The organism is Budvicia aquatica DSM 5075 = ATCC 35567 (assembly GCF_000427805.1).
GTDB lineage: Bacteria > Pseudomonadota > Gammaproteobacteria > Enterobacterales > Enterobacteriaceae > Budvicia > Budvicia aquatica.
In genome coordinates, this window is the sequence record NZ_ATYS01000001.1 from 285,866 (window position 1) to 311,924 (window position 26,059).

Genomic DNA, 26,059 nt, shown 5'->3' on the forward strand with positions numbered 1-26,059 from the left:
CGCCCCTTCCCATCTCCGTATCAGCTCTGCCTCGATGGGTAAACTCAGGCTGCTTGTAATATGTGCCATGTATCACCTCGTTGTTACAACGCATAGACAGAGCGTAGCACAAGGCAAATAAACGGTAGGATCAAAGCCTGTAGATGCTTTGTGTTGGATTTCGTTGAACTGACGATCGCCAGCCATCCAATCTAAATCACCGGCCTGTCGTTCCTTTCCTTTATACATAACAATCCCTATAATTTGCACCGTTGCCTAACGCACACCGCTTATCGTTACTACCATTCAATTTACAACTGCGTTTATCGGTTGTTATCGTTTACTGCTAAGGTTTTTGGTTATGAAGGTTTCCCCTTTATTTATGTTTTATCTGGCCGGGCTGAGCGTTTTAGGCCTGCTTGCCATTGATATGTACCTGCCGGCGTTTTCTGTTATGCAACAGCAGCTGAATGCCTCATCCGGCCAGATCAGCCTGAGCTTAAGTATTTTTCTAGCCGGTTATGCCATTGCTCAACTGATTTGGGGACAGCTCTCTGATAAGTATGGCCGTAAACCCATTTTATTAGTCGGTCTAAGCATGTTCTCGCTAAGTTGCTTAGCCATGATTTGGATTGACTCGGTTGCCGGCTTATTAGTACTACGACTAATACAAGCTATCGGGGTTTGTGCGGCGGCCGTTTGCTGGCAGGCTTTAGTTATCGACCGTTATCCGGTTCATGTTACAAATCGGGTTTTAGCCACCATCATGCCGCTAGTTGCCTTGTCGCCTGCGCTGGCCCCGACATTGGGTGCCTGGTTGTTGATGCATACCGGATGGAGATCTATTTTTGTTATTCTCAGTATTTGTGGCCTGATTTTAATTGTCGCAACGCTATTTATTCATGAAGTCAAAAAGATACGCGTTTCATCAAGTAGTAACGTCCTGAATAAGAAGAAAAATAACTACTGGACGCTGTTATCTTCCAATATCTTCATTGGTAACGTATTAATTTACGCAGCCTGTTCGGCCTCATTCTTTGCCTGGCTAACCGGTTCACCGTTTATTTTGTCTAAAATGGGCTATTCTTCGACTGATATCGGTCTGAGTTATATTCCTCAAACCCTGGCTTTTCTCATCGGTGGGTATGGCTATCGTATCTTTGCCGGGCAAGCCTTAGGCCAGATACTCTTGCCTTGGCTGTTAGTGATATATGCAATATGCATGGCAGCAATGGTGATGATGTCATTCTTTGGTGAACCGACATTACTGATGCTGTTTATCCCTTTTTGCACAACCGCATTAGTGAACGGGGCGATTTACCCTATTGTCGTTGCCAGTGCGTTAACCCCCTTTTCCGATGACTCAGGCAAGGCTGCAGCATTGCAGAATACGATCCAATTAAGCTTTTGTTTTATCGCCAGTATGATGGTGTCTATTTTTCTGGTTTCAGCGCTAAAAACAACGGTAACCGTGATGTTTGCTACGGTGATTGTCGTGTTAATCGGCTTTATCTGGCGCCGTATCCCGCATAAGCAAGCCGTCGTATAGATTAACCAAGGGGTCTTTATGTCATCAGATAATGGGTTGTTTTATAGTGACAATGTCACTTATTCTAGGGCGATTAACCATGATTACCCGGGTATATTACAAATGGCTGAGCCCTTTTATCCCGACTCAGTCGGTGCTAATCACTCAAATGGATTTCTAAATAGTCGCTTTACGACCGATATGTTGACGACGATTAACCATCGAATGGGCCTGCTCGTGGCTAAAAACAAACACAATGGAATCATTGGCTTTCTGGGGCTGGCGCCCTTTTCTGCCGCTTCACCGTCTCCGGTGGTAGGCGCAATGTTAAATTCATTGGAGAACGCTGAATATCAACACCGCCCCGTCTCTGAATCCAATCCTTTTATTTTTGGCCCTGTATGCGTCGCTACCGCGGCTAAAGGCATGGGCGTATTTAAAGGTTTATATCAGGCAATGTGGAATTTTTTGCCTAAAGACCAATATAGAACCGGATATGCCTTTGTCGATCAAAATAACAAACATTCTTTGGATGCACACACCAAAGGATTAGGGGCTAAGGTTGTCGGCGAGTTTGATGCTAAATCATCAAAATTCTGGATTATTGCCTATGCCAGAACGGATAAAGCTGATCTACGCTAAACAGGTTAATTGAGTCCCATTTAGCCTAATCTATCAATCTGATTTATAAAGAATGCTTACTTTTCGTGCAAAAAATTAATCAGGTTATAAAGTCAAAATTTATTTCCATTTATGTCTACAATTAAACGGTATAAACAATATAACTTTGTTATAAGGGATATATTGCATCACTGTTACAATATGGGAATGCAATTGTTATTGCTCGATATATATACAGAATAAAAAACTATTACTGAGGTCTAGGCAATGAATCTACCACTTATCATTAACGTGCTGGTCTTTATCGCACTGTTATTTTTATTAGCACAAACACGGCATACCCAATGGAGCCTGGCCAAAAAGGTTCTGGTAGGTCTGGTTATTGGTGTGCTATTTGGATTAGGTCTGCAGTTTATCTATGGTGCAAGTAGCCCTATCCTGAAAGAATCTATCTCTTGGTTTAATATCGTTGGTAATGGCTATGTTCAGCTATTACAGATGATTGTTATGCCGCTGGTATTCGTTTCTATTCTTAGTGCCGTAGCAAAACTGCATAACGCATCATCATTAGGGAAAATCAGCTTTCTGACTATCGGAATTCTGCTGTTTACCACCATGATAGCTGCCATTATCGGTATTTTGATTACCCTTGCTTTTGGCCTGACTGCAGAAGGTTTGGTTCAAGGCGCACAAGAAACGGCCCGTTTAGGTGCAATTGAATCTAACTATGCCGGCAAAGTTGCCGATTTAACCACGCCTCAGCTGATTCTTTCCTTTATTCCTAAAAACCCGTTCGCCGACTTAACCGGTGCTAACCCGACCTCTATCGTCAGCGTAGTTATTTTTGCCGCCTTCTTGGGTGTCGCATCTTTACACCTGTTAAAAGATGACGAAGCAAAAGGCCAACGCGTTCTGACCGCGATAGATACTCTGCAATCATGGGTGATGAAGCTGGTTCGTTTAGTGATCAAGCTGACGCCATACGGTGTTCTTGCATTAATGACCAAAGTGGTTGCCAGTTCCAATATTCAAGACCTGATTAAGCTGGGTAGCTTTATTGTCGCCTCATATATTGCTCTAGGCTTGATGTTTGTTGTTCACGGCATGCTGCTTACTTTCAGCGGTATTAACCCGATTAAGTTTTTCAAGAAAGTATTACCGGTATTAACCTTTGCCTTTACCAGCCGTTCAAGTGCGGCAAGTATCCCGTTAAACGTGGAAGCCCAAACGCGTCGCTTAGGCGTTCCTGAAACGATTGCCGGATTCTCCGCCTCTTTCGGTGCCACTATTGGCCAGAATGGTTGTGCCGGTATCTACCCGGCAATGTTAGCCGTGATGGTTGCACCAACCGTAGGAATTAACCCGTTTGACCCGCTGTGGATTGCAACACTGGTTGCTATCGTTACCGTAAGTTCTGCCGGCGTTGCCGGTGTTGGCGGCGGTGCAACGTTTGCTGCGCTGATTGTATTACCCGCGATGGGTTTGCCCGTGACGTTAGTTGCCCTGCTGATTTCAGTTGAGCCATTAATTGATATGGGCCGTACAGCGCTGAACGTTAACGGTGCAATGACTGCCGGTACCATTACCAGTCAGATTCTAAAACAGACCGATAAGCAAGTTTTCGAATCAGAAGATGATGGTGAACTGGCCCATAGATAATGTTATTTATCGATAAATAACGTTATTTATGTAAAGAAAGTGCAGCCTTCGGGCTGCATTTCTTATTTCTGGTAACAGTTGCCCAAAAAAGTATACATACGCTTAAAGTTAAATTCTGATAGGATTATTTCGTTGATAAACTATTCCCTGAGTACATCAATCAGGAAATAGTTCTAACTTATTATTTTGAGGAGAATAGAAATGAAGAAAATCTTAGCATTATCTATCGCCGCTTTTTTTGCCTCTGCCTCATTTGCCACTTATGCACTTGAATCTACCTGTGATGCGGTTAAAGCTGACATTGCGCAGAAGATTATCAATAACGGTGTACCAGAGTCAGGATTTGAACTGAGCCTGATTCCCGAAGCTCAGGCAGAGCAAGCTGAAGGTAAAATAGTTGGTAGTTGTGACAACGGTACTCAACGCGTTATTTATGTTCGACACGCGAACGTTGATAGCGCCGGTACCGCAACCCATCAGGCATCTGAAACACCAAAGGTTGAAGATACTGAACATCCAGAGCTACAGCCTCAGCCGGTACAGTAAAGCACATCGATGAATAACCCAAAGTCCCTTTTTAAGGGACTTTGGGTTTTATGGCGACTTTGCATTAGCATGCTTTAAACTCAAGAAGTAACAAAAATGGACATGGTACAAGTAAAGTGCCAATGTCCATTTTTGTTTAGCGTTGATTAAATATTAATGGCGATCTGGCATTTAGCAGACTCAATACCCAATTCAATTAACTCCATGACTTTAATGGCCTGATCCGGCGGCACCGGATTTTCACCCTTGCCCGATAATGCATCACGAATAGCAGCATAATAAGCCGGATAGTCACCCGGTACCGTCGGCCATACCTGTTGTGCTATTGCACCATTCTGCATCAGCGTCAGTACGCCATTTCGGCAATCCTGTCCCCAGCTATCCTGCGGCGGGCGCTCCCCGGCTTTTAAGCAATCTTCCTGTGGGTCGAGACCATATTTAATATAACTGCCCTGCGTCCCGTGAACGGTATAGCGAGCCGGTTCTGCGGCTGCCAGTAAAGTGCCGTGTAAAATCACTCGACGCTGCGGATATGCCAGAACGGCATGAAAATAGTCTGTTGTCGATGCTCCAGGCCGAAGCTGAGCCAAATCAACGCTGATACTGTGAGGTAAACCAAAAAGAGCAAGCGCTTGATCAATGAGATGGGGGCCAAGATCGTACCAGATACCGCTTCCGGCGCCGGCCTGTTCACGCCAGCGGTTTTGTACCTGTGGACGATAACGGTCAAAGTGTGATTCAAAATAGCTTACCTCACCGAGTAAACCTTGCGCCAGTAACGCCTTAAACGTCATAAAGTCGCTATCCCAGCGGCGATTATGAAATACGGAGAGCAATAGCCCGCGTGCTTTTGCCTGTTTATCAAGCTCCTGTGCATGTGACAACGTAACAGTGAATGGCTTATCTACCACTACATGCTTACCTGCTTCCAGTGCGGCCAGCGCCAAGGGAAAGTGCGAGTCATTGGGGGTAGGAATCACGACAAGATCGATGGTAGGGTCATTAAAAATAAGCTGAGGGTCTGAAACAACGATGGCATCCGGCCAGTCAGCATGAACCTTTGCAGCATCACTGCTGGATACCGATACAAGATCCATTCCTGATGTTCCTGAAATTAACGGCGCATGGAAAACCTTACTGGCATACCCATAGCCAATCAGCCCCACGCGAACACAATCATTCATAGTCCTACCTCACAATGATATCCGGCCATAAATATTTTATTCAACTGACTTTAGCATAACACTGGCCGTCGCGTTGTCTGCTCCACCACTCACGTTTCTAAATATCCGATTAGCTGATGAACTAGCACTATCTGCTTAAAAATCGCCACATGTGACATTGTCACAAATTATGTTTAAAAAAAGTTAATAGCAGATAAACGCAGGTAGCATAAGGGATAAACAACAAAAAGCGGCTTTACATTTCTTTGCTAATTAATTGCATAGTTTGGCATTTCCATAAACATGGTGTTATACCTTAAAACGTCGGTTAAGTACGGAAATGCTTTCTGTAATCAACTTACCGCTATTTTTTGCTGAACACCCCTGCATTTTTTCAATGTTTATACTAATTCGTTTAGCTATTAACCGTTAGTGATGATTTTCCATGATTTGGATAATTATCGGTAATGCCATTCACTTTTCCATGAGGGATACACATGCATAAATCAGCGTTACTTAAGCGCTCTCTATTCGGGATTTTGCTGCTTATCTGCGTGCTTGCCCTTCTTATATACGGAGTCGGTAGAGATTCTCTGGTGCTTCACTATGAAGATTTAGTTTATCTCGCTAAGCAGCACATGTTTTTAGTGGGTTGCTCAATGTTTCTTGCCCTCTTTATAGGACTTCCCAGCGGCATATTACTCAGCCGTAAGTTTGCTAAACGCTGGGCTGAACCTGCAATGCAGATATTTAATATCGGCAATACCTTGCCACCATTGGCCGTATTAGCGCTGGCAATGATCGTGGTAGGCATCGGCGATAAGCCGGCAATTTTCGCCCTATTTCTGGCCTCTCTATTACCGATCGTCCGCAACACGTATTCAGGTCTGAAATCCATTCCACCGTCATTGATTGAAGCCGCCAACAGCATAGGAATGACGCCCATGCAGCGACTAATGCAAGTGGAATTGCCAAATGCTCTGCCCGTGATTATGTCAGGTGTCAGAGTTTCAGCCGCCATCAACGTAGGTACGGTACCACTGACCTTTTTGATTGGAGCAAGTAACTTTGGTGAACTGATTTTTCCCGGAATCTACCTGAACGATTTTCCATTATTAATTTTAGGTGCTGCTGCTACAGCCATTATTGCGTTGGCATTAGATATGGCATTAGCCGGCCTGGGTCGATTATTGAGCCCGCAAACGGCGATATAGATCGGCGACCTCAATCAACTATGGATACCTATGACTATATTTAAACAAACCTTTACGGTGGCGCGAACGATTAGCTTGAGTACCGCATTTATTCTGCTTCTCACCAGTTTTATCGTTCAATCTGCCCCGCTTGTTCTCGCCAGTAAAAACTTTACTGAGCAACATATTTTATCCGCGATGACCGTCCAATATCTAAACGAAAAAGGCATCGCCGTAACCCCAAAAACAGACCTCGCATCAACCATTATGCGTAATGCCATGCTGAATAAGCAGGTCGATCTGGCATGGGAATATACCGGTACATCACTGATTGTATATAACCGGATTACTGAACCCATGTCGGTTGATGCCACCTATGCCAAAGTAAAAGAGTTAGACGCAAAACAAGGTATTGTGTGGCTTGAACCAGCAAAAATGAATAACACCTATGCCTTCGCTATGCAGCGCCAGCGAGCTGAAAAAGAAAATATACATACCCTGAGTCAGTTAGTGGCGCGGATTACTGAAATTCAACAAACCGATGCTAAACATAATTGGATGATTGGTTTTGATCCTGAGTTTGTTAACCGCTCTGATGGATTAAAGCCCATGCAAGGAGTGTATAAAATCCATTTAGAGCGCCCGCAAATCCGCCAAATGGACCCGGGTTTAGTTTATAACGCTATTCGTGACGGCTTTGTGGATGTAGGGCTGGTTTACGCCACCGACGGGCGAATCAAAGGATTTGACCTTGAAGTCTTAGAAGATGATAAAGGTTTTTTTCCAAGTTACGCTGTCACTCCAATCGTGCGCACAGAAGTTCTTGATAGTACGCCCGGATTGGCCGATGCATTAAATACCCTTTCCCGCCTGTTAGACAACGATGCCATCTCAACGCTCAATGCCAAAGTTGATATTGAACATCAGTCAGCAGAGCAAGTGGCTAATCAGTTTCTGAAAGACCACGGTTTGCTCTAGGAGGCATGATAATGGAAACGCTTTTATATATGTGGCAGAACGCGGGTTATATTGCCGGCCTGACCTTACAACATATTTTACTGGTTACGATTGCCGTTGGCATGGCCATCATTATCGGTGTTCCGTTGGGAATTCTGATCGTAAAACATAAATGGTTAGCCACGCCGGTACTGAGCTTAACCACCATCGTATTAACCATCCCGTCTATTGCCCTGTTTGGCCTGATGATTCCGGTGTTTTCCCTTATTGGTCAGGGTATCGGTTTGGTCCCGGCGGTCACCGCCGTATTTTTATACTCCCTGCTGCCGATTGTACGAAATACGCATATTGCACTAGACAGCCTTCCGCCCGGCCTACGTGAGGCAGGTCGCGGAATTGGTATGACGTTTTGGCAACGCTTACGTTGGGTTGAGATCCCAATGGCCCTGCCGGTTATTTTTGGCGGTGTGCGTACAGCCGTTGTGATGAACATTGGCGTAATGGCTATTGCAGCCGTTATTGGAGCCGGTGGCTTGGGTTTACTGTTACTGCATGGTATCAGCCGCAGTGACCCTCGCCTGCTCATTGCCGGCGCTGTAATGATCAGCCTGCTGGCTATTGTTATGGACTGGTTACTCCATCGTTTACAAGTTGCCCTGACGCCTAAAGGAATTCGATAATGATTAAATTAGAAAATCTGACTAAACAGTTTAAACAAAAAAATGGTAAGGGATTTAACGCGGTTGATGATGTGAGTTTATGCGTGCCTGCCGGTGAAATGTGCGTACTACTTGGGCCTTCCGGCTGCGGTAAAACCACAACCTTAAAAATGATCAACCGCCTTATTACCCCCACCAGCGGTAAAATTCTGATTAACGGTGAAGATACCTCGGGGCTGGATACGGTCACGCTGCGTCGTAAGATTGGCTATGTTATTCAACAGATCGGTTTATTCCCTAATATGACCATTGAAGAAAACATTACCATTGTTCCGCGTATGCTTGGCTGGGATAAAAAAGCCTGCAAAGAGCGAGCCGTTGAACTGATGGAGATGGTCGCACTGGACCCTAAACGCTTTCTAAAACGCTATCCGAAAGAGATATCCGGTGGTCAGCAGCAGCGTATCGGCGTGATTCGGGCACTGGCTGCAGATCCTCCGGTTCTACTGATGGATGAGCCTTTTGGTGCCGTTGACCCGATTAACCGGGAATCGATCCAGAATGAGTTTCAGGAAATGCAGCGTAAGCTGAATAAGACCGTCATCCTTGTCAGCCATGATATTGATGAAGCCCTAAAACTCGGCGACCGGATTGCGGTCTTCCGTCAGGGTAAGATTGTTCAGTGCGCTACCCCTGATGAACTGCTGGCTAAGCCGGCCGATGAGTTTGTTGGCTCATTTGTCGGTAAAGACCGAACGCTGAAGCGTTTACTGTTGGTTCAAGCCGGTGATGTGACTGATGAACAACAGACCCTGACGGTTCGTCGCTCAACGCCGTTAAGCGAAGCCTTTGGCATTATGGATGACAATGATATGAAGTCCATTATTGTGGTAAATGACGACGATAAGCCATTAGGATTTGTCAAACGTCGTGAAGCCCGCGGTGCTGACGGCGTGTGTGGTGAATTAACTCACCCGATCACCATCACCGCCAGAGCAGAAGATAATTTGCGCGTGGTGTTATCCAAACTGTATGAGCACAATATGGTATGGATGCCGATCGTGGATGAAGACGGTCGATATAGCGGTGAAATATCGCAGGACTATATCGCCAGCTACCTGAGCTCGGGCCGTACTCGTCGAAAACTAGCAATATAATGGTATCAAACGTTCAGCCCGCGGATTTATTCCGTGGGCTGAGCTGCTGTTAAAATCCAATCATAAAATATCTGCATCGCCGGCGTTATCGGTTTCGATTTCAGCCTGGTTAACCAATAGCTGCCCATACTCACCCGTTGATTAAACGGGCAAACTAATAGCCCTGACGCTAGCTCACGAGTAAACATTGCCGCCGGAGCTAAAGCAATTCCCGCCCCCTGCACTGCGGCCTCAACCATCAGGCGCGATGAGTCAAAAATAGGACCATTAACCATCCAGGGTTCAAGGCCAGCCTCAATAAACCATCGAGTCCATTCATCATCACGGTATGAACGCAGTAACACTTCATTTTCCAAATCTTGTGGCTGATTTAACCTCAACGCGGTATCCGGCGTGCACAGAACGGTAAAAGGGGCATCGAGCAATAAATCATTATGGGTTACCGGCCAAACGCCTTCACCAAATCGAATGGCAAAATCCAGCCCCTCGGCGTTTAAATCCACTAAATTATTATTCGTGAGTAATCTGAGTTCAACGAGAGGATGGGCCTGATGAAATGATTTTATCCGCGACATTAACCAACCAACGGCAAACGTCCCCACAACACCAACGGTGAGTACCTGTCGGTATTGTCCGCCCTCAAACTGCTTAAGCACCGTTTCAATTCGACCAAAGCTATCTGTCAATACCGGGAGTAAGACTCTGGCTTCGTCGGTCATTCCTAACCCTCTGGGTAGTCGCTTAAACAACACGATACCCAACCGCTCTTCAAGCGTTCGGACCTGTTGGCTGACGGCCGCCTGCGTCACATTGAGTTCAAGAGCGGCTTTAGTAAAGCTCAAATGTCGCGCTGATGATTCGAAAGCCCGTAGCGCATTCAAAGGAAGGTAAGATCGCATAATAGTTTACCCAAAAGATTTTCTTTACCTTAAGGGAAATTATTCTCGCTTGTCAATTATCGGCAGAAAAGGGATATTTCTGCTCCTCAGTCAGACAGGGCAACAATGCATAACCTTAAACAAGCGTGATTCGAATGCGTGGGTATTGACACTAGATTGTCATAACTATTTCTTTTGTCTTGTCGACTGTTCCACATTATTCGTTAGGCGTCACCCAGACAAAAAGTGACATCATCACTAACTTTAGCCGTTTTACATTAAATGAAGAGGACCTTAACCATGCGCCGTCATACCATCAGTAAACTAAAATTACTGCCAGCCTTAGCCCTGCTTTTTACCCCTATCGCTTATGCTGCTGACAATATCGAACGACCAGCGCTAAAACAGACTGTTGATAACGTTATCCTGCCGGTTATGCAAAAAAATAATATTCCGGGTATGACGGTCGGCATCACGATTGATGGTAAAGACTATGTCTACCACTATGGATTGGCATCAAAAGAGACCCAACAGCCGGTGAATCAAAGTACCTTGTTCGAAGTCGGCTCAATAAGTAAAACGGTAGCTGCAACCCTGGCTTCTTATGCTCAGGTAAATGGCAAACTGGCGTTCACTGATAATACCAGCCAGTATTTACCGGCGTTGAAAGGCAGTCATTTTGACGATATCAGCCTGCTTAATTTAGCCACACATACATCAGGCCTGCCGCTATTTATTGCCGATGATATCAAAACTACGCCTCAGTTGATGAACTACCTCAAACAGTGGAAACCGGCTCATGATACCGGTTCTCAGCGGGTTTATTCTAATATGGGAATTGGAACGCTGGGCATGATTGCAGCCAATACGATGGGCCAATCTTACGAAGAGATAGTTGAGAAAAAAATATTTCCTATGCTTGGTATGACGCACAGCTATCTTAATGTTCCGCAAAGCCAAATGAAGAACTATGCTCAAGGCTATAGCAAACAGGATGCCCCCGTCCGACTAAACAAAGACTTACTCTGGGCCGAAGCCTATGGCGTAAAAACCAACGCCACTGACCTGCTGCGCTTTCTTAAAGCCAATATGCAAGTCGGCACCAATATCGATGAAAAACTACAGTTGGCTATTACTAATACCCACGCAGGGTATTTTAAATCAGGAGATATGACTCAGGACCTGATGTGGGAGCAATACGCTTATCCTGTGACGTTAGAAAAACTATTGGCGGGTAATTCAGCAGCCACAATGGATACCAAAACGTCACAGCTTAGCCCGGTTCTTCAACCGGCCTCAGACGTATTGATTAATAAAACCGGTTCAACCAATGGTTTCGCAGCATACACGGCATTTATTCCGGCTAAGAAAGTAGGTATTGTGATACTGGCAAATAAAAATTATTCCATCGACCAGCGGGTGACTGCGGCTTATCAAATATTAACCGCGCTGGATAACCAAAAATAAGCGTTAAACAGATATCACCATAAGTTATAGTCGATAACTTAACAACGCCGACAAAACGGAGAGCATGAATATGATAGTTTTGTCGGCTTTATTCTGTTTTACCCTCGTTCAAATATGGAGCTATCTGTGACATTCGATGAGGCTATCTTGGTTATAAAGTCGTTTTGGCAGGAGCCCACATTTCCCTTTGTGGGGCATGATATTTCCGAAGCCAAACGAATTGCAACAGAATGGAATACCACGCTTCCGACGGAGCTGAATACTTACCTTCTTAGCTACGCGCCAAACCCTGCTTTTTATTTTGCCAACGTTGGAAACTCAACCAGCCTGTACTCCCCACCAAACATTCAAAAACTAGCGCTCGGATATAACTTTAATCCGGTAACTAATCAGAATATTGCCGGTTGGAATGATAACTGGATCCTCATCGGCGATGAAGGCGCCGACCCTATTATTATTGATTTATCCGCAGTCTCAGAGAATGGGCAGTGTGCGGTATTTAAAGCCGGCCACGGTTGCGGTGAGTGGGATTTTTCACCTATTGCAGACTCTTTATCTCAGTTTATTTTGTTACAAAGCGCCCTGCACCATGCCCTGGTTGGCTTTGATATTGAAGATTCAATTATTGATGATCAAAGCGGGTTTAATCTGGCACCACGGCCAGCCTCTTGGCTATTTCCGTTAGTGAAAAAATATGCCGGTAGCTACTATGACGACTGGGTCAGCATTTTTGATAATGCCTAAAGGTTAATCTTGATAACAACCCAAAACACTCAGATTTGGAGCTTAAAAACGTCGCCCTTCGGCCGCGAGGAAATACAAATATTCCGCTGACTATGCTGATGAAACTGACAACAGAACCCAGTTGATATAACCAATCTGATGACAAAAAAACGGCGCCGGTAATAGTCTCGGCGCCGTTTTTACCATCATTAAAGGTTACTATTAAAAGCGACTATTAAAGGCTACTTGCCTCTGACAACGTTCAGCGGGTTAAAGCTTTGCGCTACAGGCATCATTTCAATACGGTTAATATTCACATGAGCCGGCTGAGTGGCGATCCAAAATACCGTTTCGGCGATATCATCCGCCGTTAACGGCTGGACATCTTGATAAAGCTTGGCCGCTTTATCATCATCCCCTTTAAAACGCACGTTAGAAAACTCAGTGGTACCGCATAAACCCGGCTCAACGTCCGTAACGCGAATAGCCGTACCGGCAAGATCGGCACGTAAATTAAGGCTGAATTGTTTTACGAAGGCTTTCGTCGCACCGTACACGTTACCGCCAGGGTACGGATAAGTCCCGGCAACCGAACCAATATTAATCACATGGCCACGATTTTGAGCGGTCATGATAGGCAGAATGGCATGGGTAACAGACGCAAGGCCAATGACGTTGGTGTTTATCATGGTCATCCAGTCGTTAAAATCAACCTTATCGGCAGGTTCCAGACCTAAGGCCAACCCGGCATTATTGACCAGTAAATCAATTTGTTTGAATTCTGCCGGCAGGTTATTTAACACCGCCAGTAGCGTTTCCCGATCGCTAACATCCAGTTCAACGGGCAAAAAACGGTCGCCTAATTCGGTCTTCAACTGCTGCAGGCGATCTAAGCGACGGGCGGCACCGATAACATGATGACCCTGAGCAATAAATTTTCTAACGATGGCAGTACCAAATCCGGCTGAAGCACCAGTAACAAAAACAATCATACCGTTTCCCCTTGGTTATATTTTAAATGTGTTTCATTTTTAAAGACAAAGCCACTATAGCCAGTCCTTAAAAGAATGGCTAAATAAAAATACCTGTTGATAAGAAGAACGAAAACAGGCCGTTTAGGGTTGATATTACTCCGCCCGCCTGCTCGATTTAAGCTGGATACACAAAACAACAGCCGATTACTGACCAATCAAATCCAGTTGAATAAAACCGCTGAGATCGCGTTCTTCAGGGCGAGCAAGATACGGAAGCTCGCCCAGCAGCGGAGCCGAGATGTTTTGTTTTAATGCATCAATGGTTTCTGCGTAATAGGCTAATCCCGGATTAATCCTGTTGGCAACCCAGCCCGCTATGGTTAGTCCGTCGTGAGCAATGGCTTCAGCCGTTAGCATTGCATGGTTAATACAGCCTAACTGAATACCTACCACTAAAATAACCGGTATTTTTTCTTCGATAACCCATTCAGAAATTGGTCGCATACCATTGAGCAAGAAACGCCAACCGCCGATGCCTTCAACAACGACGCAGTCTGACTGCGACTGTAGCTTATGTAATCCCGCAGACAAACGTGCGTAATCTAACGGATGCTCGCTATAAGTCAGCGCGGCGTGATCTTCAATAATCACCGGATTAATGTCGTCATAAGGCACCGCAACAGACGACGATGTCTGAAGAATTAAAGCATCATGATTGCGCACACCCTCGTCGGTATGGTGCGATGCAATAGCAATGGGCTTATAGCCAATGGCCCGCTTACCCTGCTTAATCAACGACTGTAACAGGGCCCTGGACACTACCGTTTTACCGACTTCAGTACACGTACCGGTAACAAAAAATCGATTCTGCATATAAGGAATTGCTCCGGAACCTCTAATCGAAATGATTGATGGCAGACATATAAATGCTTTATCAACGTTTCGCTGGTGAATGGACGAAAAGACAGCGTCTTTGTCCTAATGACAAAAGTCTAGGCTATGCCTCGATCCAATAGATTGCGTTAGCTCAATTTTTACTAAAACAGCTAAATAAAATTCTTAAAAACAAAGCGTTATACTACTTACTGGGTATTTATGCGCAAAGAAGGGATAAAACGGACTATCCCTGAAGTAATTTAACTAAAAGTGAGCCGTTATAGAGGGCCATTTTCACCAGCGCAGCACCGGGAATCGTTCCTTTATTCATGAACTTAGTCGGAACTATATGGATATGACTGCTGTATTGAGGAAGGGATTGTTGGTGGATACATTTTTCAATCGTTGGGTAGAGAATACTAGCAGCCGCATTTAACGGGGAGCCAATCAGGATTTTTTCCGGATTAAATATATTGACCATAACGGCCACTATTTTGCCCACGTTAGTCCCTACATGATCAATGATTTTTCGAGCCAGTACGTCACCCTTATTCGCGGCATCACATAGGTTTTCAATGGTTACCGGACGATAATTCATCAGTGACTCAGGGTATAAACTCAATTGCTGGCTAACCCGTTCAAGAATACTGCCGGTACTGGCAATGGTTTCAAGACAGCCATGATTGCCGCAGTAGCATGGCTTCCCTTGAGGATCGACTTGAGTATGGCCAATTTCGATCCGGCTGCTGGAGTCAATATGCAGCACCCTACCGGCACTAATAACGGAAGCACCGACAACGTCATCAATAACAATCTGAATGACATTCTGGCAGCCCTGAGAGGCACCATAGAGCGCTTCACTCATCGTCCATGCGCATACATCTTGCTGAACAAACACCGGTAACCCGGTGCGTTGGCGAAGCCTTGGGCCAAGAGGAACGTTTTCTTCATTATAGAAAGGCATTTTATGCACAATGCCTTTGGTCGCATCAATAATTCCGGGCAAGGTTATCGCGATAGCCGTTAATCTTTCGAGCCGGTTTTGGTGGCGAGTAAAGAAGGATTCAATCTGATAAATAATGCGATCCAGCCAAGGGGAACTATGATCAATGGGAAGATCAATTTGTTCTTCAACGATGATCAGATTGCTCAGATCTCTTAAGGCCAGAGTAAGATAGCCATTATGAATACGGGCTGTCAGATAATGCCAGGCATGCGTATCCAGCTCAACGCCAACCGCAGGTCGCCCTCGGCTGGCAACGTCATTAAACTCAGTCTCTTTTACCAGATGAGCATCATACAGTTCGCGCACAATTTTAGTGATGCTGGCCGGCGCTAAATTAGATACTTTGGAGAGTTCGATACGAGAAATAGGACCATATAGGTCGATTAACCGATATACAGCACCCGTATTGGTCTGCTTGATATGGTCAATATGCCCCGGTTGCCCTTCTCTGTTCACACTTAGCTCCTGTTTACATCTGGATGAAATAAACTTATAAACAACCATGTTACCGGAATTTATACACCACAAGATAGCGTATAAATAAACCAATATTAGTACAGATAACAGAGAGTTGACGCATAGGGTGTCGGTTTTATTTCTCTACGTCAACTGTTTGATCCGTTTGCCAATAAATTCCCGTGCTTAATCGATCCGATACCCAAAATAGGCACGTTGTACTTAACGCAGTTCATCGTTTTGGATTATCGTTTAGCAACAATAGCTTGTCGCCAATGCGTGGGGCTAATTGTATAATATTATCTTTCCTGACTAAGGATATCTAGTGATACCGCCTAAGCCCGACAGTTTGAACTCATCAGACCCAATACCACCTGAAGCAGATCCGATCTCGGATCCCCCTCAGACGGTTAAGCCGGGTAAGGTGCGCTCACCGTTTATTGTTCGGGGTACTGCCGAGTTTACCCGAGTGACATTAGCCCTGTTCTCTGCCGGTCTGGCGACCTTTGCGCTATTGTATTGCGTTCAACCGATACTTCCGGTTTTGTCTCAGGATTTTAATATATCTCCGGCAAGCAGCAGCTTATCACTCTCGGTCGCGACGGCGATGCTGGCAGTGGGTTTGTTATTTACCGGACCAATATCTGATGCGGTCGGGCGCAAGCCGGTGATGGTTATCGCCTTGATATTAGCCGCTACCCTGACCATTGCCAGCTCGTTGACCACCAGTTGGCAAGGAATTTTAATCATGAGGGCGCTGGTTGGCTTAGCGCTTAGTGGCGTTGCCGCCGTCGCCATGACTTATCTTAGTGAAGAAATTGACCCAATGTACGTCGCCTTTGCCATGGGCCTTTATATCAGTGGTAATTCTATCGGCGGAATGAGCGGTCGGTTACTCAGCGGTGTTATCACTGATTTCTTTTCATGGCGCGTTACCCTCGGTGGTATTGGTGTTATCTCACTGATCGCAGCCATTATATTCTGGCGAATACTGCCCGATTCAAACCACTTTCGGCCATCATCTCTCAGGCCAAGAACATTGCTGATTAACTTCCATCTACACTGGCACGATCGCGGCTTACCGCTATTGTTTGCCATGGGCTTTTTACTGATGGGAAGTTTTGTAACCTTATTTAACTATATTGGTTACCGTTTAATGGAAACCCCCTATTTCCTTAGCCAAGCATTGGTTGGCATATTGTCACTGGTTTATCTGACCGGAACCTATAGTTCACCGAAAGCAGGCATAATGACCCAAAAATTTGGTCGTGGCCCGGTTCTATTATGGTCTATCGGACTGATGCTGACAGGCGTGCTTATCAGCGTATTTTCTTCAATTTGGCTGGTTTTTGTCGGTATGATGCTGTTTACCACCGGGTTCTTTGCTGCTCATTCGGTAGCCAGCAGTTGGATAGGCAAACGGGCAAAACGGGCAAAAGGCCAGGCTTCTGCGCTCTATCTGTTCTTCTATTATGTCGGGTCCAGCATTGCAGGCACCTTAGGCGGATTCTTTTGGCATAACTATGGTTGGAATGGTTTAGCGGTGTTCCTTGCGGCTATGTTAATCTGTGCCCTGTTTATTGGCCGTTATTTGGCTCGCTTACCGGAAGCCTCCGGTATTAAGGCCTGAACCAGAATCATATAACTATCCATCCGGCCATTATGAAAGGATCTATTGACGTGAATAAGAAGAATCCGTTTGCCCGCGTGTTTGACATGGTGGTACATAACGTTCGTCAGCACTTGATGATTTATATTGTGATATGGCTAATCGTTCTGGCGCTGGATATTTTTTATATTTGGTATTATTGATCTACCCCGTAAAAAAGGCGCCCAGTTAGGCGCCTTTGACTATCAATCAATATAATTACTTCTTCATACTGCCGACCATCTCTTCCGGCCTGACCCATTCATCAAACTCAGCCTCTGTCAGATGCCCTAGCTTGAGCGCTGATGCTTTTAAGGTCAGCCCTTCTTTGTGGGCTTTTTTAGCAATCTCCGCCGACTTGTCATAGCCAATATGAGTATTTAGCGCCGTGACTAACATCAGCGATTCATTTAATAACTGGCTGATACGATCGCGATTAGGCTCAATGCCGACGGCACAATGTTTATTAAAACTGTTCATGCCATCCGCTAACAAACGAACTGACTGTAAGAAGTTATCAATAATCATTGGCCGATAAACGTTAAGCTCAAAATTGCCCGATGCGCCGCCGATATTGACCGCAACATCATTACCCATCACCTGTGCGCACAGCATGGTTACGGCTTCGCACTGGGTCGGGTTAACTTTGCCCGGCATAATTGAACTTCCCGGCTCATTTTCAGGAATCGATATTTCACCGATGCCACAGCGCGGACCGGAAGAAAGCCAGCGGACGTCATTAGCAATTTTCATCAGCGATGCGGCTAAGCCTTTGAGGGCGCCATGGGCATGAACTAAGGCGTCGCAGGTCGCCAGTGCTTCAAATTTGTTGGGGGATGTTACAAAAGGCAACCCGGTCAGTGACGCCAACTCTTTAGCGACTCGTACTGCATATTCAGGGTGGGTGTTGAGCCCGGTTCCTACCGCCGTTCCACCCAATGCCAGTTCACTAAGGTGCGGGATAACATCTTCAATATGTTTGATGTTATAAGCCAGCATTGCTGCCCACCCCGAAATCTCCTGCCCCAGCGTTAGCGGCGTTGCATCTTGTAAATGCGTGCGGCCGATTTTAACGATATCACGATAAGCTTCGGCCTTATCGGCTAACGTTTTATGTAATGCCTTCAATTCAGGTAACAGATGGATATAAATCGCCGTTACCGCAGCAACGTGCATTCCGGTAGGGAAAACATCGTTAGAACTTTGGCTTTTATTGACGTCATCATTCGGATGAACCAGCCGCTCATTACCGCGTTTTCCACCAAGGATTTCACTGGCCCTGTTAGCCAGCACCTCATTGATATTCATATTGGTCTGAGTACCGGAACCGGTTTGCCAAATAGAGAGTGGAAATTCATTACTATGCTTATCAGACAACACTTCGTCCGCCGCACTAATGATGGCATTACCTTTAGTCGAATCCAGTAACCCCAGTTGCATATTGACCGTTGCCGCTGCGCGTTTAACCTGAGCTAACGCGTGAATTAATGCCTTTGGCATTTTTTCTTCAGAAATACGAAAATGTTCAAGGGAACGTTGAGTCTGAGCACCCCACAGGCTGTTTTCAGGCACTTCGATCGGGCCCATTGAATCTTTCTCTATACGCATGCTAACCATCACTTTCTCCTGAATCTGATAAATAAAGATATTCGGAATACAACTTAACTAATTAAATACAGTCTTAATATTTTGTCATAATGAACATAATCATTTTGTGATAGAACAGTATTTACCGCGATGTTACTGCAGATAAGACTCATTAAGATTACCATCAAATGGGTTCGATGTCGGATATGGTTATAATGTATGACAAAATGCCTTTATTTAAGCTAATGGTTAACTGTGTTACGCTGCGGACAAATTGAAGTAAACCCTTTGTTATCATGAACTGCGTGTTATAGAAAATAGGATTGAACATGGCTATGAAAAAAACGATCGTCGCTGTTAGCGTGCTGGCTGTACTGGGCGGAGCCTGGGTTGGTGCATCATGGTATACAGGCAAGTTAGTTGAAACTCAATTGACTGAGCGCCTTGCTGATGCTCAGGCACAGATTAAAAAGCATTTCCCCAAAGCTGATACCAGCCTGACGATCGCTCAATATCAGCGTGGCGTTTTTTCATCGCAAGTGACTTACGCTGTTGATATCGTTCTCTCCCCGTCAGTTAAAGAACAGGTAACCGTTAATCAAAATATTAGCCATGGCCCATTCCCATTGGCAAAATTTAGCCTCGCACCAAAATTAGCTTACTCGCAGGTGGCGTTGGTCAATACGGAATCAACAAAAGACTTATTTAAGTTAAGCGCAGACAAGTCACCGCTAACCCTTGACGTTCTCTCTTCTTATGACGGTTCTTCTGCCATTACCTTAGCGATAGCGCCAATGGAAGATAAGAGTGAAGCTGACGCGGTTAATGCATTAAAATTCAGTGGAATTACCTTTAACGGTACTGCCGTGGTTGCAAAGGATAAAAACACCTTTAGTTTTACAATGACGCCGTTTGAGTTAACGGAATCAGGCACATCATTAAATATCAACAAATTTGACTTTGATGGCAGCCTTGATAACGTCACCAACATCATGAATTCAAAAGCGGTTTTCGGTGAGTTTATCGTCAACACCACCAATGAAGAGAGCGTTAAAGAGCGTTATACCGCAAAAGATATCGAGTTAACCGGTAATGTTAAAACCGGCAAGTTTGATATGAATGTCGGCTTAGGTGGTATAAAGCTAAAAAGCTTTACTCAGGAAGTTAACGGTCAAACTCAGCTATCTATCGGTGATGTAACGATGGTGAGTAACGTTGAGGAAGATGATAAAAATATCAATCAGACTCTCGATACCACCGTGGGTAACATTACCATGGCGAATAAAGAGATGGGTTCTGGCCGGCTGATGTTGAAACTTAACCAGTTCGACGGTAATACCCTACGTTACATTAACAATAACTCCGAGCAAATATCGACGCTATTGCTTGGCTCAGCTATCGGTGGCTCCCCTGAAATGGCTATGGGTAACGAGCAACTGATGACCCATTTAATGACATTCCTTGATGCTAATCCGACTGTCAGTATTTCTCCGTTTACTTGGAAAAATGCTAAAGGTGAAAGTCAGTTAGATATGTCATTGACCTTAAAGCGCCCTGACTCACTGGAATTTGAAGAGCCGGGTGAATTGGCTGCGCAGTTGATCAAACAGTTTAGCAGTAGCACTCGCCTGTCGATGCCGATGCTTATTGAACAAGCACAAATTAATAACCAAGTTTTTGACGGTATGGATGCTGAACAGGCTCAGGCTGCCGCTGAAAGCATGGTACAAGAGCTGATGATGATAGGTACCTCGATGCAAACGCTGACTGTACAGGATGATAATTTGGTCGGTACTTTCAATTATGCCGACGGAATTATCGATCTTAACGGGCAAAAAATGCCGTTTGCTCAGTTCCTGAATATTTTAGAAACGGGAATGTCCGGCGAGTAAATCGCTCAGATAATAATCTATCAGCGATATTAAAACGTTTCCGTTCGAAATAATTCACCTCGAGCGGAAACGTATCAGCAAAGCTATATTTTTAATGGTTTTAATTATTTTCTCCTAGTTAATCAATTCAATACCCTCTCCGATTACCAAATTAACCATAATATTTTTGTGGTTTTTGCTTAATAATTTCAAGCATTTTCACTATTGTCCTTGTGACGCTAACTGTGATAAACAGCATAACCATAATAAAAGTAATGACTATCCCTTATAAATTACCTAATCCGTCAGCGGCGGATATATCACAGGAAGTATTTTATGAACCGGTTTGTAATTGCTGATGCCAAAGATTGTATCGGCTGTCGAGTTTGTGAAGTGGTATGTGCAATGACGCACAATCATGGAAAGCACCCGGAACTGCCAGAACTGTACATGCCAAGAATAAAAGTAATAAAAACGGCAAGTGTCAGAACCGCAGTAACCTGCCGCCATTGTGAAGATGCCCCCTGCGTTCAAGTATGCCCGAGTAACGCCTTAACTCATGAAAATGACAGTATCAAGTTAACTAAAGAAAAATGTATTGGTTGTAAAACTTGCGTACTCGCCTGTCCTTTTGGCGCAATCAGTATGGTTGAAGAAGCCATTACTTTTGCAGGTAGCGCCCAGACCCGCACCACGGCACATAAATGTGACCTGTGTGCCAGTGATGCCAAAAGTCCGGCCTGTGTATCAGCTTGCCCGACTAAGGCACTTAAGCTGGTTAGTCAGGAATATTTACAAGAGCGTCAGCAGCAAAAGCGCTTAAATGCGGCCCTGAGAGAAGATCCACAAAGTAGCGCTCATCCAGAAGAAATTGCGCCAAAGCCGATGACCAACTCACTGGCCGGTAAGGTTATCGTTCCCCGCGGTGATGCAACCAAGAAAGCCCTTCCCGTGCGCAAAACTGAGTTTGTTGAAATATATAAGCGTTTCACCCCTCAGCAAGTAGAGAACCAAGGCGATCGCTGTATCTCTTGCGGAGATCATGCTTTCTGCGAGTGGACTTGCCCGCTACATAACCGAATCCCTCACTGGATAGCGTTGGCTAAGCAGGGAAAAATTATTGAAGCGGCTGAATTATCCCATCAGACCAGTAGCCTGCCTGAAATCTGTGGCCGGGTTTGCCCTCAGGATCGCTTATGTGAAGGCAGCTGTACGCTGGGTAAACTAGGCGGAGTGACCGTCGGAAACATTGAGCGCTACATTACCGACACCGCGTTTGAAATGGGCTGGCGCCCGAATATTTCTCATGTGGAGTCCTTAGGTAAACGCGTCGCCATTGTGGGGGCCGGGCCTGCCGGACTGGCCTGTGCTGATATTCTTGCCCGCCGGGGCATCAGCGCGGTGGTATTTGATCGTCATCCGGAAATTGGCGGGATGCTGACCTTCGGTATTCCATCCTTTAAGTTAGAAAAAGAGGTCATGGTTCATCGTCGTGAAGTGTTTACCGACATGGGCATTGAGTTTCGTTTAAACACCGAAATTGGCAAAGACATCGCTTTTGAATCGGTATTAGCAGAATTCGATGCGGTATTTATTGGCGTTGGCACCTATCAATCTATGCGCGCCGGCTTAGATAACGAAGATGCGCCGGGCGTATACGACGCCCTTCCATTCCTGATTGCCAACACCAAGAAAGTAATGCATCTGCCGGAGTTAAAAGAAGAGCCTTATATTGATATGTCGGGTAAACGCGTGGTGGTCTTAGGCGGCGGAGATACCGCAATGGACTGCTTACGCACCTCTATTCGCCAAGGCGCAACAGAGGTTACCTGCGCCTATCGGCGTGATGAAGCCAACATGCCGGGCTCCAAAAAAGAAGTCAATAATGCGCGAGAAGAAGGCGTTGAATTTATGTTTAACGTTCAGCCAATTTGCTTAGAACTTAATGATTCTGGTCACGTAAGCGGCATCAAGCTAGTCAGAACAGAAATGGGTGAAGCGGATGCGGCCGGTCGGCGTCGGGCAGAGATTATCAAAGGCTCAGAGTTTGTATTAGCGGCAGACGCCGTGGTCATGGCTTTTGGATTCCGCCCGCATGCTATGCCATGGCTCGCTAACGTCGGCGTTGAACTGGATAACTACGGCGTGATTGTAGCGCCTCATATGAAGCATTACGCATGCCAGACCAGCAATCCGAAAATTTTCGCCGGTGGTGATGTGGTTCGCGGAGCTGACTTAGTGGTTACCGCTATCGCGGATGGACGTAAAGCCGCTAACAGCATCGTACAATATCTGACAGATATGGACAGCAGCCAACCACCGTTAGAGCAAGTGTCATAAGCGTTTATTGTAATTGGTAGAAACGACAAGGGCTTATTAGTCAATATATAAGCCCTTAGCGTGCTGACAAAGTAGCTTAATTTGATCTCAGCGTAGATTTCGTCCGCATAATCGGCATCGGAATATACATTTTTCCCAGCGGCCAAGGGGCGATATTTTGAGTACAAGGGGCGCTCCGGCTGCTCATGCAGCTACGACCCCAACGGACAAAAACGTAGGGAACGAATTCTCTCCCTCTGATTGTTCACTTTTAAGACATATATTTTAATCATTGGGGTTTGTCAGCAGTCTGAGGGCTTATAGTTAATATAAGCCCTTTTAATTCACAACCATCACTCTTCAGTGACTAGAAAAAGTAATATTTCGACATTTATCTCGCAGACCAAACTAACCTTGGTATCAAATAATCGACCGGCTCGCCAAAACCCGCTCAACGGTATCAACAATAGCCTGAGTCTGAGGATCAATTTCGATATTAACTTTATCCCCTAAACGTTTAGTACCCAGAGTGGTTCTTTCTAGGGTTTCTGGTATCAGGTGCACGCAAAAACGCCCTTTGGTGACCTCGCCGATGGTTAAACTGATACCATCAATACCGATAAAACCCTTATGTAAAACGTATTTCATCAGATCATCAGGCATTTTAAACCAGATCTGGCGATTGTTTTCTGAGGTCAGTATTTTTACGATTTCAGCCATACAGATAATATGGCCCGACATCAGGTGCCCGCCAATTTCATCGTTAAATTTAGCCGCTCGTTCGATGTTAACCTGGTCGCCAACTTTAACGTTGCCAAGATTGGTAATTCTGAGCGTCTCTTTCATCAGGTCAAAGCTGACGATATCACCTTCAACTTTCGTCACTGTCAGGCAACAACCGTTGTGGGCAACTGAAGCACCAAGCTCTAAGTCAGGCAATAACTCTGATGGGAATTTCACTTTATGGGTACGAAAGTTTGATTTTTCATCAATGGCAACAACAGCGACAGTACCCTGAACGATTCCGGTAAACATTCGATTAACCTCAGTAACTAATTGAATAAAACCTGTAATAGCCGGAAGTGTGACGCAATTCGCGCTAAAAACCAAATCCAGTTTTTCTCCGGTTAGCAATAATTCTATCTTGCTACTTTCCGAAAATGAATGACAAGAATAATTTCATTTATTGTATAGGTTGGATTACACAGGGTGAATCGGTACAATCCAAATCACCAACTCTTTTTATTGACTCTTGCTTTTGTTCCGAGAGGAATTTTTCATTTTCAAAATCATACAGAAGGTATTGCGTGCAGAAGTATATTAATGAAGCGCGTAGCCTGTTAGCTTTAGCTATTCCGGTTATTATTGCTCAGTTTTCCCAGACCGCTATCGGCGTTGTCGACACCATTATGGCCGGCGGCGTTAGCCCGACCGATATGGCCGCAGTCGCAGTCGGCACCTCTATTTGGCTGCCAACCATTTTATTCGGTCAGGGGCTGCTTATGGCATTAACGCCCATTGTTGCTCAATTAAATGGTTCCGGCCATCGCAGTAATATTGCCCATCAGGTACGTCAGTCTTTTTGGCTGGCATCGGCGATCTCACTGTTGGTGATGACGGTGTTATACAACAGTCATTTAATTATTGAACATATGCAGGGTATCGACCCTAAGCTGGCCGATATTACTATTCGTTATTTACAGGCCATTATGTGGGGCGCGCCCGGCTATCTGTTTTTTCAGGTTTTTAGAAGCCAGTGCGATGGTTTATCAAAGACGAAACCCAGCATGGTCATTGGGTTTATTGCGCTGTTAGTCAATATTCCTATTAACTATGTTTTAATCCACGGCAAGCTCGGATTTCCGGCCATGGGTGGCGTAGGCTGCGGCGTTGCTGCGGCCTTAGTGTATTGGCTTATGTTTTGCTGTATCAAAATCTATGTGGGTTCTGCGGCATCGCAAAAAGATATTAACGCCCATAAGAAATTTGAAATGCCATATTGGCCAACCTTAAAACGCTTAACCGGCCTGGGCCTTCCGGTCGCATTGGCCCTGTTTTTTGAAGTCACGCTGTTTGCCGTGGTGGCGCTGTTAGTGTCACCGCTAGGCGTGGTGTCCGTCGCCGGCCATCAGATAGCCCTGAGCTTCAGTAGTCTGGTCTTCGTTTTGCCGCTGGCGCTGGGCGTCGCGGCTTCTATTCGCGTTGGCTTCAAGCTAGGCCAGAATAAAGTAGATGAAGCCCGAGTGGCGTCTTATACCAGCCTGATTCTTGGTCTATCAATGGCATCAATGACAGCGATATTTACCGTGGTCTTTCGCCACCAAATCGCGCTGATGTATAACGATAGTCCGGCGGTGGTGATGATGGCAACGCACCTGATGTTGCTTGCCGCTATTTATCAATGTTCAGATTCTATTCAGGTGATTGGCAGTGGCATTTTGCGCGGTTATAAAGATACGCGTTCAATATTCTTTATTACCTTTACCGCATATTGGCTTATCGGCTTACCCATCGGTTATGTGCTTGGCCTGACGGATATCGTCGTTCCTCGTATGGGCCCCGCCGGTTTCTGGATTGGATTTATTATCGGGCTTACCGCTTCTGCAGCAATGATGATCGCAAGAATGCGCTGGCTACAAAAACAACCTATCGCCCTTATCTTACAACGCGTATCCCGTTAAAACACGCGCCCGGAAGCCTCAAGTTTCCGGGTTATTTTTATCCAGATGCTGAAAATATGAATAAAAAAGAGCCTGGCTGTGCAGTTCCTCACCAATTAAACCTAATGTAAC

The 26,059-nt window shown here is 45.3% G+C and carries 23 protein-coding genes; 15 read left to right on the forward strand and 8 right to left on the reverse strand.

Annotated features, from left to right (window positions below; all coding sequences use genetic code 11):
- Nucleotides 1–72 precede the first annotated feature (72 nt).
- Nucleotides 73–228 (reverse strand): hypothetical protein, encoded by a 156-nt coding sequence (locus tag YWE_RS30255; RefSeq protein WP_154661398.1) that lies wholly within the window; start codon nt 226–228, stop codon nt 73–75.
- Between the two features lie 112 nt (nt 229–340).
- On the opposite strand from YWE_RS30255, the gene punC reads away from it, so the two are divergent.
- The 4 genes from punC to YWE_RS0101300 all read left to right on the forward strand — a co-directional run bounded on the left by punC (nt 341) and on the right by YWE_RS0101300 (nt 4,333).
- Entirely contained in the window at nt 341–1,528 is a 1,188-nt protein-coding gene (punC, locus tag YWE_RS0101285; RefSeq protein WP_029092880.1) for a purine nucleoside transporter PunC, read from the forward strand.
- Nucleotides 1,529–1,546: 18 nt separating this feature from the next.
- Nucleotides 1,547–2,149 (forward strand): GNAT family N-acetyltransferase, encoded by a 603-nt coding sequence (locus YWE_RS26280; RefSeq protein ID WP_051323123.1) that lies wholly within the window; start codon nt 1,547–1,549, stop codon nt 2,147–2,149.
- A gap of 246 nt (nt 2,150–2,395) precedes the next feature.
- Nucleotides 2,396–3,787 carry an L-cystine transporter gene (locus YWE_RS0101295; RefSeq protein ID WP_029092881.1) on the forward strand — a complete coding sequence of 464 codons (1,392 nt, stop codon included), beginning with the start codon at nt 2,396–2,398 and terminating at the stop codon, nt 3,785–3,787.
- 201 nt (nt 3,788–3,988) lie between these two features.
- Nucleotides 3,989–4,333 carry a DUF1161 domain-containing protein gene (locus YWE_RS0101300; protein WP_029092882.1) on the forward strand — a complete coding sequence of 115 codons (345 nt, stop codon included), beginning with the start codon at nt 3,989–3,991 and terminating at the stop codon, nt 4,331–4,333.
- A gap of 146 nt (nt 4,334–4,479) precedes the next feature.
- Here the strand turns inward: YWE_RS0101300 and YWE_RS0101305 are convergent, their stop codons facing one another.
- Nucleotides 4,480–5,517, reverse strand: coding sequence for an oxidoreductase (locus tag YWE_RS0101305; protein ID WP_029092883.1), 1,038 nt, complete (start codon nt 5,515–5,517; stop codon nt 4,480–4,482).
- A 476-nt stretch (nt 5,518–5,993) separates the two neighbouring features.
- Here YWE_RS0101305 and YWE_RS0101310 point away from each other — a divergent pair, with 476 nt between their 5' ends.
- From YWE_RS0101310 to osmV, 4 genes are read left to right on the forward strand one after another with little or no spacing between them, the layout of a single operon-like run.
- Entirely contained in the window at nt 5,994–6,710 is a 717-nt protein-coding gene (locus YWE_RS0101310; protein WP_029092884.1) for an ABC transporter permease, read from the forward strand.
- 30 nt (nt 6,711–6,740) lie between these two features.
- On the forward strand, nt 6,741–7,667 hold the full coding sequence (locus YWE_RS0101315) for a glycine betaine ABC transporter substrate-binding protein (protein ID WP_084166928.1): 927 nt from the start codon (nt 6,741–6,743) through the stop codon (nt 7,665–7,667).
- 11 nt (nt 7,668–7,678) lie between these two features.
- Nucleotides 7,679–8,326: an osmoprotectant ABC transporter permease OsmW gene (osmW, locus tag YWE_RS0101320; protein WP_029092886.1), complete on the forward strand. Its 648-nt coding sequence runs from the start codon at nt 7,679–7,681 to the stop codon at nt 8,324–8,326.
- Entirely contained in the window at nt 8,326–9,462 is a 1,137-nt protein-coding gene (gene osmV / locus YWE_RS0101325) for an osmoprotectant ABC transporter ATP-binding protein OsmV (protein WP_029092887.1), read from the forward strand. Before osmW ends, osmV begins: the two co-directional genes overlap by 1 nt.
- A gap of 26 nt (nt 9,463–9,488) precedes the next feature.
- Here osmV and YWE_RS0101330 read toward each other — a convergent pair whose 3' ends face one another.
- The gene (locus YWE_RS0101330) at nt 9,489–10,361 is read right to left on the reverse strand and encodes a LysR family transcriptional regulator (protein ID WP_029092888.1); all 873 of its coding nucleotides are present in this window, start codon (nt 10,359–10,361) and stop codon (nt 9,489–9,491) included.
- A gap of 279 nt (nt 10,362–10,640) precedes the next feature.
- Here YWE_RS0101330 and ampC point away from each other — a divergent pair, with 279 nt between their 5' ends.
- Both ampC and YWE_RS0101340 read left to right on the forward strand, forming a co-directional pair.
- Nucleotides 10,641–11,807, forward strand: a complete 1,167-nt coding sequence (gene ampC, locus YWE_RS0101335) for a class C beta-lactamase (protein WP_051323124.1) — start codon at nt 10,641–10,643, stop codon at nt 11,805–11,807.
- A gap of 126 nt (nt 11,808–11,933) precedes the next feature.
- Nucleotides 11,934–12,551, forward strand: coding sequence for an SMI1/KNR4 family protein (locus YWE_RS0101340; RefSeq protein WP_029092890.1), 618 nt, complete (start codon nt 11,934–11,936; stop codon nt 12,549–12,551).
- A 221-nt stretch (nt 12,552–12,772) separates the two neighbouring features.
- Here YWE_RS0101340 and YWE_RS0101345 read toward each other — a convergent pair whose 3' ends face one another.
- From YWE_RS0101345 to mlc, 3 genes are all read right to left on the reverse strand, one after another.
- On the reverse strand, nt 12,773–13,522 hold the full coding sequence (locus YWE_RS0101345; RefSeq protein WP_029092891.1) for an SDR family oxidoreductase: 750 nt from the start codon (nt 13,520–13,522) through the stop codon (nt 12,773–12,775).
- A 186-nt stretch (nt 13,523–13,708) separates the two neighbouring features.
- Nucleotides 13,709–14,377 carry a dethiobiotin synthase gene (gene bioD, locus YWE_RS0101350; protein WP_029092892.1) on the reverse strand — a complete coding sequence of 223 codons (669 nt, stop codon included), beginning with the start codon at nt 14,375–14,377 and terminating at the stop codon, nt 13,709–13,711.
- 247 nt (nt 14,378–14,624) lie between these two features.
- Entirely contained in the window at nt 14,625–15,842 is a 1,218-nt protein-coding gene (mlc, locus tag YWE_RS0101355; RefSeq protein WP_029092893.1) for a sugar metabolism global transcriptional regulator Mlc, read from the reverse strand.
- A 388-nt stretch (nt 15,843–16,230) separates the two neighbouring features.
- Between mlc and YWE_RS0101360 the strand changes: the two genes are divergently transcribed.
- Both YWE_RS0101360 and YWE_RS30260 read left to right on the forward strand, forming a co-directional pair.
- Nucleotides 16,231–17,472 carry an MFS transporter gene (locus YWE_RS0101360; protein ID WP_099044346.1) on the forward strand — a complete coding sequence of 414 codons (1,242 nt, stop codon included), beginning with the start codon at nt 16,231–16,233 and terminating at the stop codon, nt 17,470–17,472.
- A gap of 50 nt (nt 17,473–17,522) precedes the next feature.
- Entirely contained in the window at nt 17,523–17,654 is a 132-nt protein-coding gene (locus tag YWE_RS30260) for a DUF2770 family protein (protein ID WP_036014632.1), read from the forward strand.
- A 55-nt stretch (nt 17,655–17,709) separates the two neighbouring features.
- Here the strand turns inward: YWE_RS30260 and fumC are convergent, their stop codons facing one another.
- Nucleotides 17,710–19,107, reverse strand: coding sequence for a class II fumarate hydratase (fumC, locus tag YWE_RS0101370; RefSeq protein ID WP_029092895.1), 1,398 nt, complete (start codon nt 19,105–19,107; stop codon nt 17,710–17,712).
- A gap of 299 nt (nt 19,108–19,406) precedes the next feature.
- On the opposite strand from fumC, the gene YWE_RS0101375 reads away from it, so the two are divergent.
- Together YWE_RS0101375 and aegA are read left to right on the forward strand one after the other, a co-directional pair.
- Nucleotides 19,407–20,969 carry a YdgA family protein gene (locus tag YWE_RS0101375; RefSeq protein WP_029092896.1) on the forward strand — a complete coding sequence of 521 codons (1,563 nt, stop codon included), beginning with the start codon at nt 19,407–19,409 and terminating at the stop codon, nt 20,967–20,969.
- 315 nt (nt 20,970–21,284) lie between these two features.
- Complete coding sequence (gene aegA / locus YWE_RS0101380; RefSeq protein WP_029092897.1) at nt 21,285–23,288, forward strand: formate-dependent uric acid utilization protein AegA; 2,004 nt, start codon at nt 21,285–21,287, stop codon at nt 23,286–23,288.
- Between the two features lie 399 nt (nt 23,289–23,687).
- On the opposite strand, the gene YWE_RS0101385 is transcribed toward aegA, so the two are convergent.
- Nucleotides 23,688–24,302 carry a riboflavin synthase gene (locus tag YWE_RS0101385; protein ID WP_029092898.1) on the reverse strand — a complete coding sequence of 205 codons (615 nt, stop codon included), beginning with the start codon at nt 24,300–24,302 and terminating at the stop codon, nt 23,688–23,690.
- A 272-nt stretch (nt 24,303–24,574) separates the two neighbouring features.
- Here YWE_RS0101385 and YWE_RS0101390 point away from each other — a divergent pair, with 272 nt between their 5' ends.
- Complete coding sequence (locus YWE_RS0101390; RefSeq protein ID WP_029092899.1) at nt 24,575–25,948, forward strand: MATE family efflux transporter; 1,374 nt, start codon at nt 24,575–24,577, stop codon at nt 25,946–25,948.
- Nucleotides 25,949–26,059: the final 111 nt, after the last annotated feature.